The organism is Arthrobacter sp. LT660 (assembly GCF_056172845.1).
In genome coordinates this window covers 2,620,812-2,635,902 of sequence record NZ_CM149651.1, presented here as the reverse complement: position 1 = coordinate 2,635,902, position 15,091 = coordinate 2,620,812, and the positions used below count along the sequence as shown (strand labels likewise).

The following is a 15,091-nucleotide window of genomic DNA, read 5'->3' as shown; positions in this document are numbered from 1 at the left end:
CGTGGGGGCGGGCCTCCGGCGTCGTACTGCTTTCCGGGGTCGGGGCTAGCGCTTTCCGCGGCCCGCCCCGCCGGACTTCCCGCCGCGGCCCCCGCGTCCCCCGGACTTGGGCGCACCCTTGCCGCCGCCGGACTTGCCGGTCTTCGAAGTCTTGCCGCCCTTGCCCGAACCCGCCGCCGCTCCGGCACGCGAGGGTCCGGACTGGCGCTTCTTCAGCGCCTTGGCGGCGTCCTGCTGCTGGCGTTCCTGCACGGACGGCTGGCGGGAGGAGTGGGCGGCCCGTCCCCGGACAATCCCCACGAACTCCTCGATCAACGGGTTCTCCGGATCGTCGCCCTGCGGCCGGCTCCAGGCGAGGCCGATCCGGGTCGATTCGACGCCCAGCACCTCGCGGCTGACCACGTCCTTGCGCTGATACATCCGTGCGAGGGACATCGGGAGCACCAGCAGGCCGGCCCCGGTCCCGACGACCTCCATGGCCATGGCCGTCCCGCCGACGTCGTTCGGGTAGTCGGCGAGGTCGAGGAAGGTCTCGTTGGAGAGGTCGGCCAAGGGCACGGCGTCGTCGTAGAGCTCGACTTCGTGCTCGCGCGGGGCGCAGACCACCGGGAGCTCCTCGTAGAGGGAAATGACATGGGTGCGGGAGTCAGCCGGCGACTGGCCATCCGGGAACCGGACGAACACCAGGTCCGCCGCCCCGTCCGACAGCAGGGCGAGGGGGGCGCCGGCGTCGTGCAGCGCGGCCTGAACGGGGGCGTCCGGGTAGCGCTCCTGCCAGCGGTCCAGCCATTTACCGGGGGTGACTCCGGGAACGTACGCGATCTTCAGTTCTGACACCCGGCCCAGCCTACCGTTACCGGTAGTCTGGGGGGATGACGCAGAAGACCCCGCAGACCATGAAGCCGGCGACCGCCGCGAAGAAGCTCGGCATCTACCTCCCGGGTGCGCCTGCGGAGTTCCAGGAGAATCCCGTGAGCCGGGACGCGCTCAACGAGATGATGAACGAGCCGCCACAGTGGCTTGTTGACCTGCGCCAGAACGGTCCGCACCCGCGGCCGGTCGTCGCGCAGAAGCTCAACGTCACCATCTCGGGACTGGCGCGCGGCGGTGTCACGGAGGCGCTGACCACCACCGAGATCGAGGCGTTGCTGGCCGACCGTCCCGAATGGCTCCAGGAGGAGCGCTCCAACATGGCGGCCGTCCGCGCCGAGGAGACACGCGTCCGCGAGGCCGCGGCGGCCAAGGCCGAGAAGGCGGCGAAGGCCCAGAAGGACGCCTAACGGGTCCCCACGGCCACACACGCATACGGGAAAGCCCGCCGACTTCCACAGGAGTCGGCGGGCTATTCGGTTTTTCAGGTGAGAACCGCGGAAGCTATCCGGCGGTCTTGACGATGTAGACGTCGCAGGGCGCCGCGTGGGCCACGCTGCTCGCGACGCTGCCGAGCACGCGTCCGAGGCCTTTCATCCCCACGTTGCCGACCACGATCAGCTGGGCGTTGGAGCGGGTGGCCTCCTCGACGAGCGCGTCCTGCGGCTTGCCCTTCACGGCGACCGAGCTGATCGTGGCCCCCGGCACCACCTGGCGGAGCTGCGAGGCGGCCTTCTCGGCGAGCTTCTTGGCCTGCTCGGCGTCGTCCAGGATCCACGTGTCGCTGCCGATCTTGACCACCTCGGTGTTGTCCTTGGCGTGCGCCGTGACGACGGACAGGTCCGCGCCGAGACCGGCCGCGATGGTGGCGGCCCGCGTCGCGGCCTTGAATGACGTGTCGCTTCCGTCGACGCCGACGATGACTGTTCCTGACATGTTTACTCCTTATCGGGGTGCGCGCCGAACGGCCCGCGCGGTGGGTTGGTCTGCGCTACGCGAGGCGCTGGGAGAGGAATTCCACGGCCTGTCCCCAGGCCAGGTTGGCGGCCTCCGGGCGGTAGTTGCCCTGCGGGTTGCCGTCGTTGTGGAAGGCGTGGGGAGCGTCGTAGTAGTGGAAGACGACGTCGGCGGCGGATTCGCGGCGGATCTGCGCCTCCTGCTCGCGGGCCTTTTCGACGGGGTAGAACCCGTCCTGCTCCGCGTAGTGGCCCTGGATCGCGGCCGTGACGCCGGTGTAGGTGTCGGGGACTCCCTGCCCGACGCCGTAGAAGGGCACCGCGGCGGCGATGCGTTCGCCCTGTTGGGCGGCCAGCGACAGGACGAATCCCCCGCCCATGCAGAATCCGATGGCCCCGACGGCGTCACCTGTGACGGCGTCCAGGTACAGCAGGTGGTCCACGGCCCCCGACAGCAGGCGGGCGCCCTCCTCGGCCGGGAGCTTGGACATCATCTCGCCCGCCTCGTCGCCGTCGTGCGTGATCCGGCCGCCGTAGAGGTCCGGCGCCAAGGCCACGAAGCCGGCCGCCGCGAGACGGTCCGCCACGTCGCGGATGTGGTCGGTCAGGCCCCACCACTCCTGGATGACGATCACTCCAGGACCGGTGCCGGATTCCGGCAGCGCCAGGTACCCGTGTGCCTGTTCTCCGGCGGACTCGAACGTCGTGTTCTGGTGCGGGGTCTTCTCTGCCACTGAGCACTCCTCGTCGTAGAATGTCGCGTACATCACCAGTCTATGCATACGGATCGGCGGCGTATCCTCTCGGCCGCGCGTCCGATGGTCCGCTCCAACTCCTCCGCCGGGCGATTTCTCGTCAGGGCGAAGCCGATGGTTTGGAGCGGAAAGGATTGGCTGATGACCTTTGCTCGTTGGATCGTCGACTTGTCTGCGAGGTGGGGCGCAACCTGCCAGCCGTGCCAGTCGGCGAGACTGGCTATATCATCGGCCGGATCGTCGCGGCTCGCGAGGTCCCAGTCAAGGACGCCAGCCACGCTGTCGCCGCTCCATAGGACGTTCCAGCCCGCCAAGTCGCCGTGGTTTAGGACCCTGGCGGGAGGCTCGAGGGCGGCCAGGTCCGCGACGATGCGCCGACCGATCTGACGCAGTGCGCTCGGGAGTCGCGGCACAACGAGCTCCCGCAGGACCGTTTCCCAGTCCTCGCCTCCGCAGAAGGCGTGCGGCGTCGCCGTGTGCGCGGAAACGTGGTCGATATCGACGTCGTGGATCGCATCGACGAGAGCCCGCAGCGTTTGGGGGTCCCCGGAGCCGACAGGGTGCACGGTTCCGCGGATTCTCTCCGTGGCAACGGCGAGCAGGCCGTCCCGCCGGGCCACGGAACCAACCGAGCGCGGCACGCGGAACGGTAGCATGGGCAAACTGTCCACCAAGCGCTGGCTGCGCTCAAGCTCGGCGTGGGCCCTACCATCCCGTGCGATCCTGCAGGCCACCGCATCGGTGAGCACCGACACATGGCCGGAACCGCTCTCCACCCACTCCCATTCGACGGGCGGCGTCCGGTCCCCGGCTTCCGTCAGGACGTCGGTGACGAGACGGGCCATCTGGGTCTGGTCCGGCCGCGCATAACGCGTTTCATGGTCCATACCTCGACCCTACTTAAGGAGGCGCCCGCTAGACGCCAACCCTCATCCCGGCGATCTCTCGGGCGAGCAACCCGGACGTCGCGGGCGGCAGTCCCAGCAACGGGATCAGGGCGACCTCCTGCAGGTGCACGGGGTCCCACCCTGGGACGCGTCCAGCAACTTCCGCCCGACCTGCGCCGCACTGAGGCGCCTCTACGTCCACGAGGACATCTACGAGAACGCAGTCGTCGCCGGTCCGGGCCGCCAAGGACGCCGGCGCCCGCGAGGTCGCGGCGCGGATGGATGCCGGCGTCGGGGCTTCTCACCCACAGCATACGACGCCGGTGCCCTACCCGGGTGGGGCACCGGCGTCAAACTGCCTTCCGGTACTCCCCGCGGACGTTCTGCTCCGCGAGCGAGTCCCAGAAGGAGGTGTCGACGTCGTCGATCGAGCCGTCCGAGATCGCGCGCACCGTCGCGTCCAGGGTCGTGACGGTCTGCCTGATCAGGTAGCCGTTGCTCTTCTGGCCGAGGACCGCGTCCGGGTTTTTGTGGTCGCTCATGCCACGCATCTCGAAGAGCAGCGTGGAGATCCCGTATTCGACGGCGATTCCGTTGCGGCTGATGGTCTGCGCCGTGCCGCCCACGTACTTGCCGAGGTGGCCCCACCCGATCGAATCGACCGCGCCGAAGACGACGCCGCCCAGCTTCTTCGGTCCCTACAGGACATCGGGATCCACGTTGGGGGTGGTCGGATAGAGGATCGAACCCGAAACCAGCTTCCCGTTGCGCTCGCTCTTGGCGCCCTGGTGGTGCAGGTCCACCATGTTGGCGAGTAGCGTAGGCAGACATCACGTTGGTGTTCTGGGCGCGCGTCTCGGGTTCGATCATGGAGACGTGGTCGCGGTTCAGGTCGGCCTCGTTGGCGTTGTAGCGGGTCAGGTGCCGGTCCCCGGAGGCGATGTAGTCGTCCAGGGAGAAGCCGACGTCGCCCATGGCGCCGTCCGGGTTCAGCATCGGCACCACGAGGACGTTGACGCCGTCGAGCACTCCGCGGGACTTGCCGGTGCCGAGGTGCTTGATGAATTCCAGCGCGCCCTCGGTGGTGAGCTGCTCGTTCCCTTGCTGCTGCGTCAGGAACAGGATAGTGGGGTTGCCCGGATCCGAAACGTACTTCGCCAGGTAGAGGTCCCGGCCCTTCACCAACTGTCCGATCACCTCCTGCTCCATCGCGTCCTGCTTGGCGTCCTGCTTTTTGAGCTCGGCCGCCAGTTCGTCGTACGTGTGCAGGATGGAGGTGTTGATGGTCTCGTTCCCGCCCTAGCCCGGACCATTTCCGACGCCGAAGGCCGGCTGGGCGACGACGGCGCCCGCGCAGGCGCAATAAAACCCCAGGTTTAGCCGGACACGGGCGGTCCGAGGGAAGAACCTCTTGGCCATCGGCGCTCGCCTGGCCCAACACGTAGTCCGTAGTGGTACTCCACGGCGATTCCGTTGCGGGTGATGGTCTCCGCCCTGCCGCCGCCCCCGTCAAGGAATTATTTGGGCGTACGGGGCCACAAGGAAGACTGCTCAGGTCGGTTGCAGCCACGACATAAAACGTGGCTTGGCTCACAGTATGCAAAAAAACACGCTATGGTCTGTGGTCTGACCATCACTCTGTCACCCCCTCAACGTGGAGGATTTACGTGGACAACCTAGCCGTACTGGCTCTCTTAGCATTAGCGCCGATCCTCTTGGTCGGTGTCCTCCTTGCTGGCTTTCGCTGGCCAGCCAAATATGCCATGCCGGTCGGCTACGTTGCCGTAGTGCTCGTGGCGCTGTTCGTGTGGCAAATGGACTTCACAGGGGTGCTCGCCGCCACCCTTGAAGGCCTCATTACTGCCGGTACCTTGCTCTACATAGTGTTCGGCGCACTCCTATTGCTTTCCACCCTCACGGTGAGCGGCGCTATGTCTGCGATCCGTGCCGGATTCAACAATATTTCCCCCGACCGCCGCATTCAGGCCATCATCATCGGTTGGCTGTTCGGGAGTTTCATCGAAGGCGCCTCAGGCTTCGGCACCCCCGCGGCCGTCGTTGCGCCGCTGCTGCTGGCGCTCGGTTTCCCTGCCATGGCTGCAGTCATGGTGGGACTCATCATCCAGAGCACACCGGTGAGCTTCGGCGCCGTCGGTACGCCGATCCTCGTCGGCGTTGGCCAGGGGCTCGGCGGCGATCCCGCTGTGGCCGAACGTATCAACGTTCTGGGCCTGACCATGCCGGAATTCGTGAGCTCCATCGGATTTCAAGTTGCCGCGATCCACGCCATCGTCGGCCTGCTCATACCTCTGATCTTGGTTTGCATGCTCACAGGATTCTTCGGCCAAGAAAAGCGCTTCCGGGACGGCCTGTCGGTTTGGCCATTCGCCATCTACGCGTCCGTGGCCATGACCGTTCCCTACGTCCTGACCGCCCGGCTCCTGGGTCCGGAATTCCCGTCACTCTTTGGCGGACTGATCGGGCTTGTGATCGTCATGTTCACCTCCAGCCGCGGCTTCCTGATGCCAAAGGAAACTTTCGACTTCGGCCCCCGCTCCAGCTGGTCGGACCGCTGGATGGGCACCCTCGAGCCTGCCAAGGCCGCCGACATGACGGCAAACATGAGCCTTGTGCGCGCTTGGGCACCCTATGTGCTGATGGGGCTGCTGCTCGTGGCAACCCGTGTCATTCCGGAACTCAAGGGCTTCCTCACCGGCCTCGCCATCCCCTTCACGAACATTCTGGGCACCGACATCTCCACCAGCGTTCAGCCGTTCTACCTGCCCGGCTTCGTGCTCATTCTTGCCTCCGGCTTCGCATTCGTCCTGCACCGGATGAAGGGCAAGCAGATCCTGCAGGCGGTAAAGGTCTCTGCCGGCCAGCTTGTCGGCACCGCAGTGGCGCTGCTCTTTGCCGTTCCCATGGTCCGTATCCTCATCCAGTCCGGTCCGGAACTGAACGCCTCCGGGCTCTCCAGCATGCCCGTCACGCTCGCCGAAGGTGCGGCCGCGATCTCCGGCGGATCATGGCCGCTCATAGCGCCGTGGGTCGGTGCCCTGGGAGCGTTTGTCGCTGGCTCCAATACGGTGTCAAACCTGACATTCTCGCAGTTCCAGTTCTCCACTGGCGCCCAGATCGGGGTCCCCCCGGAGGCTGTAGTAGCGGCCCAAGCCGTAGGCGGCGCCGGCGGTAACCCCATCGCGATCCACAACATCGTCGCCGCATCGGCGACCGTGGGCTTGCTGGGGAGGGAAGGGGATCTACTGCGAAAGACCATCCTTGTCACCATTTACTACTGCCTTACTGCGGGCATCGTCGCATTCCTCTTTATCCACGGGCTGGGCCTCAACGTCGGCACCATCATGCTGGTCATGCTGATCGCGGGGCTTGGACTGCTGGTCCGGTGGATGCTGAAGCACAAGCCACGCCGTGAAGTCGTCGGGATCCAAACCCGACCTTGACGGCCGCTCTTCAGGCTTCTACGTGAGATGGTCCGGTGGATGCGCCGTCGCCTCCACCGGACCGCGCCATCACATGTGCGGGACAGCATTGACAGGACGTAGGTACGGTCGTTAGATTCTACTTGTTGGAAAGTTGTTTCCGCTTTGTGGAATATCAGAGATTAGGCGAGGATCATGTCGAAGCGAATTGACACTAACGGCCTTGACGTGGCCGAGGAGCTCTACGCCTTTGTGCGGGACGAGGCGTTGCCCGGCACTGGCATCGAGGAGAATGACTTTTGGAGCGGTGCCGCGGCGCTCATCGAGGAGTTCTCACCAAAGGTGTCCGAGCTGCTGAGTGTTCGTGAGCAGCTGCAGCAGCAGATCGACGAGTTCCATCGCACGAACGGTCCCGCGGATCCCGAGGTGTACGAGGAGTTCCTGCGTTCGATTGGCTACCTGGCTGATGAGCCCGCAGATTTCACTATCACGACGGATCAGGTCGACCCTGAAATCGCCACGGTGTCCGGACCTCAATTGGTCGTACCGCTGCTGAATGCGCGCTTTGCGGTCAACGCGGCCAACGCCCGCTGGGGCTCGCTGTACGACGCACTATACGGAACCGACGTCATCGACGAGGCGGAGGGACGTGGCCGAACCGCCGACTACAACCCCGTCCGGGGCGCCGCCGTCGTCGCCCGCGGGCGTCAGTTCCTCGACGAGCACGCGCCTTTGAAAGCCGGCTCGCACGCGGCTGTCACCGCCTACCGCATCGACGGCAACGTCCTCGTCGCCGAGACCGCGGACGGCACTACAGGGCTAGCCGAAGACGACCAACTGCGTGGCTATCGGGGAGCAGCGGATGCGCCCGAGTCCGTACTACTCGTCCATAACGGCCTGCACGTGGAAATCCAGATCGATGCCACCCACGCCATTGGCTCGGACGACCCGGCCGGCGTCAAGGACATTGTGCTGGAATCCGCAGTCACAACCATCATGGACCTCGAAGACTCGGTCGCGGCCGTCGACGCGGAGGACAAGGTGGTCGGCTACCGAAATTGGCTACAGCTGATGCAGGGCACGCTCACAGCCGAGGTCGCCAAGGGTGGGGGCACGTACACCCGAAAACTCAATGCTGACCGTCAATACACAGCACCTGACGGGTCCGAATTGGCCATGACAGGCCGGTCGCTGTTGCTCATCCGCCAGGTCGGCCACCTCATGACGAGTGACGCCATTCTTGATTCGGCTGGTCAGCCGGTGCCGGAAGAAATCCTCGACGCCTTGTTCACGGGGCTGGGATCCGTACACGACCTTCGCGGGCAAAACGCGCGCCACAATTCGCGGACCGGCTCGGTGTACATTGTGAAGCCGAAAATGCACGGACCGCATGAAGTCGCTGTGGCCTGCGCTTTACTTGCGGGCACCGAGTCGGTGCTGCGCCTTGACCCGCTCACGCTCAAAATCGGAATTATGGATGAAGAGCGCCGAACCTCGGCGAATCTCAAGGCGTGTATCTGGGAGGCCCGCGATCGCGTAGTGTTCATCAACACCGGCTTCTTGGACCGCACCGGAGACGAGATCCACACCTCGATGCTCGCAGCGCCCATGGTGCGCAAGGCGGACATGCGCTCTTCCAGCTGGATTACCGCATACGAGGACGCCAACGTCGACATCGGGCTGGAGTGCGGTTTCCGCGGCCGGGCGCAAATAGGCAAGGGAATGTGGGCGGCACCGGACAACCTAGCGGATATGCTCGCCCAGAAAATCGCGCACCCGCTCGCTGGCGCCAACTGCGCCTGGGTTCCCTCGCCCACCGCGGCAACCCTGCACGCCATCCATTACCACCAGGTTGACGTGGACGCTCGACAGGCAGACCTCGCTGGGGAGCGTCGATCCACGCTGCGTCAGCTGCTTACGCTCCCGGTCGGGGACCCGACCGGCTGGGACGCCAGCGCTCGGCGCAATGAGCTGGACAACAATATCCAAAGCACCTTGGGCTACGTAGTGCGCTGGGTCAACGCGGGCATCGGATGCTCTAAAGTCCCCGATATTGCTGGAGTGTCACTCATGGAGGATCGAGCCACCTGCCGCATTAGCTCGCAGCACGTCTCCAACTGGCTCCAGCATGGCGTCGTGAGTACGGACGAGGTCGAAGAATCGCTGCGCCGCATGGCCAAGGTCGTCGATGAGCAGAATGCCTCAGATCCAAGCTATTTGCCGATGTCCCCCGAGTTTGAAACCGAGGCGTTCCTTGCCGCCCGCGAGCTCGTCCTTGACGGCGCCGCACAACCGTCCGGATACACCGAGCCCGCTTTACACCGGCGTAGAGCCGCACAGAAACACCTCGACAACCTCGCCAGGAGCACTTCATGAACCTAGATCTAGCCACTGCCCAATCCATCATCTCCCAGGCCCTCACCTCCGGTGAGCAACACAACTTCAAACCACTGACCGTCGTCGTCCTCGACGCAGGAGGCCACGTCGTTGCCGCCGTTCGCCAGGATGGCGCATCGAATAACCGTTTCGAAATTGCCCAAGGCAAGGCCTACGGTGCCCTCGCACTGGGGATGGGCTCACGGGCGCTCATGGAGCGCGCAGAGCAGCAACCCTACTTCATCGCCGCGGCAACCGCCGCCCTCGCAGGCCGCTTGATACCCGTACCCGGCGGCGTCCTCGTCCGAGATGAAGACAATACGGTCAAGGGCGCCGTCGGCATTAGCGGAGACAGCTCCGACAACGATGAAACAGCGGCAGTGTCGGCGATCGAGGCGATCGGTCTCATGGCGCAAGTGGCCTAAGCGCCCCCGTGGTTTGCGCTTCAGACGACTACCGTTCCATCCGTATCGCCCAAGAAAACAAAGAGGTTTCCTTGCATGAGCACTACAACAGCTCCCACAGCGTCTACTGCACTCCTGAACGCCAGCTCCCACTCGTCGACCCAGTTGGACGAACGTGTCCGGGTCAGCACGGACCGGTCTGGTTACGTCCCGCCCAGCCTTCCGGATGGCGTCGTGTACGCGACGAGCACGGAGGAAGTGGTTGCCACCATGAAGCTGGCAGCGGCACACAACGTGCCGTTGGTTCCCCGCGGCGCCGGCACGGGATTGGCTGCGGGAGCTTCGGCCCACGCGGGCGAGGTGGTTCTTGACCTGGCCCGGATGAACAAGATCCTCCACATCGACCCTGTGGAGCAGCTGGCCGTCGTGGAACCCGGCGTTCTCAACGCTGAAGTGAATGCCGCAGCGGGGGCTCACGGCCTCTTCTATGCGCCGGACCCCGCGAGTACGGCAATCTGTTCCATCGGCGGCAATATCGCCACAAACGCCGGTGGAATGTGGTGCGCAAAGTACGGCGTGACGCGGGAATCCGTCTTGGCCCTCAAAGTCGTCCTGCCCGACGGCCGGGTGTTGCGGACGGGACGCAATACGATCAAGGGGGTTACTGGGTATGACCTGAATGCCCTGATGATTGGCTCTGAAGGCACGCTCGGCGTCGTGGTGGAAGCCACGTTGCGCCTGCGACCCCGCCCCATCCAGACCGCTACCGTTGCCGCCTATTTCCCGGACGTCGCTGCCGCCGCCCGCGCTGCGTCCGCCATCATCGCGGCCCGGCTGCAGCCCTCGGTGCTGGAACTCATGGACGGCCCAACTCTGGAAGCAGTAGACGCGGCGCACGGCACCAATCATCGCTCCAAGGGCGGCGCCTTTCTGTTGGCCCAAACCGACGGTTACGGCGCCTTCTTGGAGCAGGATGTCCTGCTGCAAGCTATCGAGCCTTTCGCCAGTTACATCGAGAAAGCCCTTGAACCCGCGGACGCGGATGCGCTGGTGGCCACACGAAGGGAAGCCATCCCGTCGCTTGAGCGGCTTGGACGGGTCTCGATCTGCGATATCGGCGTGCCTCGAAACCAGTTGTCCGCAGTGTTTGCGGGGCTGGAAGACATTTCACGGAAAACCGGCGTTCGAATTTTCAACATTGCCCACGCGGCAGACGGCAACCTTCACCCGATGATCGTCGTAGAGCCCGACGAATCCATCACCGAAGGCCCCGCCAAGAAGGCACTCGGTGACATGTTCTACCTCGCCCAGCGCCTCGGCGGCACATTAACGGGCGAGCATGGCATCGGTCTGCTCAAGCGGGACTGGCTGGAGGAAGAGCTCGGCAGCGTTTCGCTGGAACTTCAGCGGTCGATTCGCAATGTGTTCGATCCGCAGGGAATTTTGAACCCGGGTAAAGCCATCTAGCGAGACCCGCGGTCCCTCTATCCCGTCGAGTGAAAAGGTGACGCGGCTGCGGCCACCCGGGTGGCGCCCAGCCGTGGCCACGTCGATGGCGGCGGTGAAGTGCGACGGTCCTCAACCGGCTGGCAAGCTTCTCTTTGAGGTATCTTGAAGGATCAAACATCTTTTCACGATGCGGACAAGTGTTGTCAGAAACCGAGCCACAGGAGCAGCTAGATGACTGAGCAAGCCCGTAGAGGCGTCCAGTCCGTTGAGCGGGTCTTCGAACTCTTGGAACTGATCACCGACGCGGGAGGCGACGCCACACTCAGCGAGTTGGCTTCATCCACAGATCTGCCACTGCCCACCATCCACCGCCTGCTCCGCACCTTGGTGTCACTGGGCTATATCCGCCAGTTGCCGAACCGGCGGTACGCCTTGGGTCCGCGGTTGATCCGGTTGGGCGAAGGAGCGAACAAGCAGCTCGGCGCCGTAGCCCGACCGCAACTGAAAACACTAGTGGACAGGCTGGGGGAGACCTCGAATATGGCCGTCCTCGACTCGGACATGGTGATCTACGTGGCGCAGGTCCCTTCCCTGCATTCGATGCGCATGTTCACGGAGGTGGGCCGCCGCGCACACACGCATGACACGGGCGTGGGCAAAGCTATCCTGGCCCAGCTTGACGACGACGTGGTCCGCGGGATCCTGGCCCGATCGGGCATGCCAACTCCCACTCCGAAGAGCATTAGCGACGTCGAGAGCCTCCTAGCCGACCTAGAGCTGGTTCGGGAACGGGGTTACTCGATAGATGAGGAGGAGCAAGAGCTGGGGGTTCGGTGCTTCGCGATGCCCATACCGAACGCGCCCACTCCCTCCGCCATCTCCGTCTCCGGACCGGTGTCCCGCGTGGACCAATCCTTCGGCGAACGCGCCGTTCCGCTGCTCCGCGAGGCTGCCCAAGCCATATCGGACGAGTTCAACGGCAACTGATCCTGACAGCGCCAAAGGCCGGGCCCATGGCTGGACAACGGCTACAAGGGAGCCGCCCCTTGACGCCATAGCCATGACCAAAAGCAGACGGAGTCCGGACAACAAGGGCCTTCCCGTAACAGAACGGGGCCTAAGTAAACGGTATTGAGGCTAAACAAGAAAAACCGGCCACCCTTTCGGGGTGACCGGCTTTCCATTCGCATTTCGGGAGTTTCACAAACTCACTATTCAGAGTTTCGCAAACATCCCTCGGTGCGCGAGGGGGGACTTGAACCCCCACGCCCTTGCGGGCACTGGCACCTGAAGCCAGCGCGTCTGCCAATTCCGCCACTCGCGCAAATCACCGAATCGAGGGTTTCCCCCCGAACAGCGAGATCAATCATAACCGGCACCGTGGCGGGTTGCCTAATCGGGCAGGGCTATTTCAAAGTCCGGTGGGGCTGGCTGCATCGATCCGGTATTGACCTGTGCCCGGCGCGGCGGCTTTTAATCAAGGAGAACTCCTGTGAATCCGGTGTTTACCACAACGCCGAGACACAGGAGTCCCCCGATGCAATCTTCCCCCACGAACCTGCTTTCACAGCGCTTCTTTGCGGTGCTCGCACGCTGACGATGATCCGTGAATGGGCCGACCGCACCCACCGGGACCGGCTCCTGTTCGGCTGCGGCAGGGCACCATCCCTGGCCATGATCCACCGCATCGCGTTGCTGGTGGACCCCGTCGGCCTCGACACCGCGGTCGCGGCCTGGACCACTGCCCGCACCAGGACCTCGGATACGCCGTTGCCGGCGATCGCGATCGACGGCAAGGAGGTCCGCGGATCCAAGCACGCCAACGGGGACCGCGTGTTCCTCATGGCGGCTTTGGACCAGGCCGATGGCACCGTGCTGGCCCAGGAGGCCATCGGCGTGAAAACCAACGAGATCCCCCACCTGCCCCTGCTCCTGGACCGTCTCGGGAGCCTGGACGGAAAGGTCGTCACCATCGATGCCCTGCACACCCTCGGCGTGCAAGCCAAGGCGATCATCGCCCGCGGCGGTCACTACGTCTTCACTGTCAAAGCCAACCAACACGCCCTGCGCGAGAGGAGAGCCTCCCAAGGCTGGTCCCGCCGGACACCGGGATACCAAGCCCGGGAGAAGGCCCACGGCCGCACCAGCACCCGGGAAGCCGCCGTCCAACCGGCCCAAGCCTGGATCGGGTTCCCCCACGCCGCCCAGACCATGCGGATCATCCGCGGCCGCAACGAGCACGGCACCGAAAACAAAACCGGTGAGCTCGCCTACGTGATCACGTCGCTACCACCGAAACTCGCCGGAGCCACGGAACTGGCGGAACTGATCCGCGGCCACTGGGGCATCGAGAACCGACTCCACTGGGTCCGCGACACCGCCTACCGCGAAGACGCCTCCCAAGTCCGCACCGGCCACGCCGCGCACGTCATGGCCGGCCTGCGCGCGCTGGACCACGAACCAGAAACCGTGCGCCAACTCACCGGACTTCGAAATCGCCCTGCTAATCGGGGCACTCCACCGGTGCGCGGGGCCACAACCGCCCGCACCGCGCCGCACCGCATGGAACCAACACGGACATCCCGAACGTTTCCATATGGGTGTGATTCGGCACCCCTAGGACCTATTCCTAGGCGGGGCAAGTAGTATCGGAAAGGCACGGGCCAACCGGTCCGCCGTTCCGCCGCGCATCGCGGCGGTCCACAGCGAACACCAACGACAGCGAGAGGAGCGGCGCCCATGGGCTTGGTAGACAACGTTGAGCGCGGCTTGGAAAAGCTGGTGACTAGCGTGTTCCGGGGCTCCGGTTCCGCGGACGTCCAACCCGTGGAGATCGCCAGCCGACTCCGCCACGAGATGGACACCCGCTCCCTTACCCTCTCGCAGGGACGCACGTTGGCGCCCAATGTCTTCACGGTCCAGCTCGGCGAGGACGACTTCGCCAAGGCACGCGAATGGGGCGAGCCCCTCGCGGGCGAGCTGTGCGACGTGGCCATCGAACACGCCAGGAGCCAGCGGTACACGCTGCAGGGACCGGTCCGCGTTTCGTTCAGGAAGGACAGGTCCCTGAAGGTCGGCCATTTCGCCGTGGAGGCAACGATCTCCAAGGAGGCCGCACCGGCCAAGGCCGCCCCCGCCACACCGGCCGCGCCCGCCCACCAGCCCGCAGGCCTGCAACCCGTTCTGGATCTCAATGGGCAGCGCTACGCCCTCAACGCGGATTCGATCGTCCTTGGGCGCGCCTCGGACGCCGACATTCCCGTGGACGACCCGGGCGTCTCACGCCGACACGTCGAAATCCTCCGGGAGGGTGGATCCGTCTTCGCGGTTGACCTCGGATCCACGAATGGAAGCTACGTCAACGGCCAGCGGGTCGACGGCCGCGCCGAGCTCTTCGATGGTTCGATTGTCGCCATGGGCCGTACCCGGATCACGTTCCGACTCTTGCCCCAACGCACTGGAGGCCGCCCGTGACCGAGTTAGTCCTCACCGCGCTGCGCCTCGGTTTCCTCATCCTTCTCTGGATCCTCATTCTCAGCATCGTCGGCGCGTTGCGGCGCGACCTCGTCGTGGGCAAGCGTGAACGCACCGGAGCCCCGAGCGCGCGACAGGCCCGCAACAACCCCCAGGCGACGGCGGAACCGGAACAACCCGCCAAACAGACGTTTCGGACGCTGGCCGTACTCGAAGGACCGCTGGCGGGAACCACCCTGGACCTGGCTGCCAGCCCCATCCTGCTGGGCCGTGCCCAAGAGGCAACGCTGGTCTTGGAGGACGACTACGCCTCCGGTCGGCACGCCCGCCTCTTCCCGCAGGGCAGCCGCTGGTTCATCGAGGACCTCGGATCCACGAATGGCACCTACCTGGGCGAGAGCCAGTTGACCCGCGCGCAGCCGGTGGACCCGGGGCAGCGCATCCGGATCGGCAAAACCGTCATGGAGTTGAGGCCGTAGC

Annotated in this window: 13 protein-coding genes, 1 tRNA gene and 1 pseudogene; 9 read left to right on the top strand and 6 right to left on the bottom strand. The window is 64.9% G+C overall.

All coding sequences use genetic code 11. The features are described 5' to 3' along the window. Positions 1–45: 45 nt before the first annotated feature. Positions 46–837 carry a substrate-binding domain-containing protein gene (locus AC0QSG_RS12275; protein ID WP_475375587.1) on the bottom strand — a complete coding sequence of 264 codons (792 nt, stop codon included), beginning with the start codon at positions 835–837 and terminating at the stop codon, positions 46–48. 35 nt (positions 838–872) lie between these two features. On the opposite strand from AC0QSG_RS12275, the gene AC0QSG_RS12270 reads away from it, so the two are divergent. Next, on the top strand, positions 873–1,280 hold the full coding sequence (locus AC0QSG_RS12270; RefSeq protein WP_435727936.1) for a DUF5997 family protein: 408 nt from the start codon (positions 873–875) through the stop codon (positions 1,278–1,280). A 94-nt stretch (positions 1,281–1,374) separates the two neighbouring features. On the opposite strand, the gene AC0QSG_RS12265 is transcribed toward AC0QSG_RS12270, so the two are convergent. The 4 genes and pseudogenes from AC0QSG_RS12265 to AC0QSG_RS12250 form a co-directional block, all read right to left on the bottom strand. Continuing rightward, positions 1,375–1,806 carry a universal stress protein gene (locus AC0QSG_RS12265; protein ID WP_475375586.1) on the bottom strand — a complete coding sequence of 144 codons (432 nt, stop codon included), beginning with the start codon at positions 1,804–1,806 and terminating at the stop codon, positions 1,375–1,377. A gap of 55 nt (positions 1,807–1,861) precedes the next feature. Further along, complete coding sequence (locus AC0QSG_RS12260) at positions 1,862–2,560, bottom strand: dienelactone hydrolase family protein (protein ID WP_475375585.1); 699 nt, start codon at positions 2,558–2,560, stop codon at positions 1,862–1,864. Between the two features lie 32 nt (positions 2,561–2,592). Beyond that, on the bottom strand, positions 2,593–3,468 hold the full coding sequence (locus AC0QSG_RS12255; RefSeq protein ID WP_475375584.1) for a phosphotransferase family protein: 876 nt from the start codon (positions 3,466–3,468) through the stop codon (positions 2,593–2,595). Between the two features lie 350 nt (positions 3,469–3,818). Continuing rightward, positions 3,819–4,887: pseudogene (locus tag AC0QSG_RS12250) on the bottom strand (M14 family zinc carboxypeptidase). Positions 4,888–5,135: 248 nt separating this feature from the next. Here AC0QSG_RS12250 and AC0QSG_RS12245 point away from each other — a divergent pair. The 5 genes from AC0QSG_RS12245 (at position 5,136) to AC0QSG_RS12225 (ending at position 12,124) form a co-directional block, all read left to right on the top strand. Continuing rightward, a complete protein-coding gene (locus AC0QSG_RS12245) occupies positions 5,136–6,929 on the top strand; it encodes an L-lactate permease (protein ID WP_475375583.1) in 1,794 nt (597 codons plus the stop codon). 174 nt (positions 6,930–7,103) lie between these two features. Further along, a complete protein-coding gene (locus AC0QSG_RS12240) occupies positions 7,104–9,284 on the top strand; it encodes a malate synthase G (RefSeq protein ID WP_475375582.1) in 2,181 nt (726 codons plus the stop codon). Continuing rightward, entirely contained in the window at positions 9,281–9,709 is a 429-nt protein-coding gene (locus tag AC0QSG_RS12235) for a GlcG/HbpS family heme-binding protein (RefSeq protein WP_475375581.1), read from the top strand. Before AC0QSG_RS12240 ends, AC0QSG_RS12235 begins: the two co-directional genes overlap by 4 nt. A 75-nt stretch (positions 9,710–9,784) precedes the next feature. Continuing rightward, a complete protein-coding gene (locus AC0QSG_RS12230) occupies positions 9,785–11,155 on the top strand; it encodes an FAD-binding oxidoreductase (RefSeq protein WP_475375580.1) in 1,371 nt (456 codons plus the stop codon). A 213-nt stretch (positions 11,156–11,368) separates the two neighbouring features. After that, complete coding sequence (locus AC0QSG_RS12225) at positions 11,369–12,124, top strand: IclR family transcriptional regulator (protein WP_475375579.1); 756 nt, start codon at positions 11,369–11,371, stop codon at positions 12,122–12,124. Positions 12,125–12,377: 253 nt separating this feature from the next. On the opposite strand, the gene AC0QSG_RS12220 is transcribed toward AC0QSG_RS12225, so the two are convergent. Then, a tRNA-Leu gene (locus tag AC0QSG_RS12220) sits at positions 12,378–12,461 on the bottom strand. Between the two features lie 275 nt (positions 12,462–12,736). Between AC0QSG_RS12220 and AC0QSG_RS12215 the strand changes: the two genes are divergently transcribed. From AC0QSG_RS12215 to AC0QSG_RS12205, 3 genes are all read left to right on the top strand, one after another. Continuing rightward, positions 12,737–13,783, top strand: a complete 1,047-nt coding sequence (locus AC0QSG_RS12215; RefSeq protein ID WP_475375578.1) for an ISAs1 family transposase — start codon at positions 12,737–12,739, stop codon at positions 13,781–13,783. A 93-nt stretch (positions 13,784–13,876) separates the two neighbouring features. Continuing rightward, on the top strand, positions 13,877–14,611 hold the full coding sequence (locus tag AC0QSG_RS12210; protein WP_435727954.1) for an FhaA domain-containing protein: 735 nt from the start codon (positions 13,877–13,879) through the stop codon (positions 14,609–14,611). Further along, positions 14,608–15,090, top strand: coding sequence for an FHA domain-containing protein FhaB/FipA (locus tag AC0QSG_RS12205; RefSeq protein ID WP_475375577.1), 483 nt, complete (start codon positions 14,608–14,610; stop codon positions 15,088–15,090). Before AC0QSG_RS12210 ends, AC0QSG_RS12205 begins: the two co-directional genes overlap by 4 nt. Position 15,091 lies beyond the last annotated feature (1 nt).

Bases quoted from the DNA above. Each gene is read 5' to 3' on its own strand.
- AC0QSG_RS12235 (WP_475375581.1), top strand. From the start codon at position 9,281: ATGAACCTAGATCTAGCCACTGCCCAATCCATCATCTCCCAGGCCCTC.
- AC0QSG_RS12215 (WP_475375578.1), top strand. From the start codon at position 12,737: ATGATCCGTGAATGGGCCGACCGCACCCACCGGGACCGGCTCCTGTTC.
- AC0QSG_RS12270 (WP_435727936.1), top strand. From the start codon at position 873: ATGACGCAGAAGACCCCGCAGACCATGAAGCCGGCGACCGCCGCGAAG.
- AC0QSG_RS12265 (WP_475375586.1), bottom strand. From the start codon at position 1,806: ATGTCAGGAACAGTCATCGTCGGCGTCGACGGAAGCGACACGTCATTC.
- AC0QSG_RS12255 (WP_475375584.1), bottom strand. From the start codon at position 3,468: ATGGACCATGAAACGCGTTATGCGCGGCCGGACCAGACCCAGATGGCC.
- AC0QSG_RS12240 (WP_475375582.1), top strand. From the start codon at position 7,104: ATGTCGAAGCGAATTGACACTAACGGCCTTGACGTGGCCGAGGAGCTC.
- AC0QSG_RS12210 (WP_435727954.1), top strand. From the start codon at position 13,877: ATGGGCTTGGTAGACAACGTTGAGCGCGGCTTGGAAAAGCTGGTGACT.
- AC0QSG_RS12230 (WP_475375580.1), top strand. From the start codon at position 9,785: ATGAGCACTACAACAGCTCCCACAGCGTCTACTGCACTCCTGAACGCC.
- AC0QSG_RS12225 (WP_475375579.1), top strand. From the start codon at position 11,369: ATGACTGAGCAAGCCCGTAGAGGCGTCCAGTCCGTTGAGCGGGTCTTC.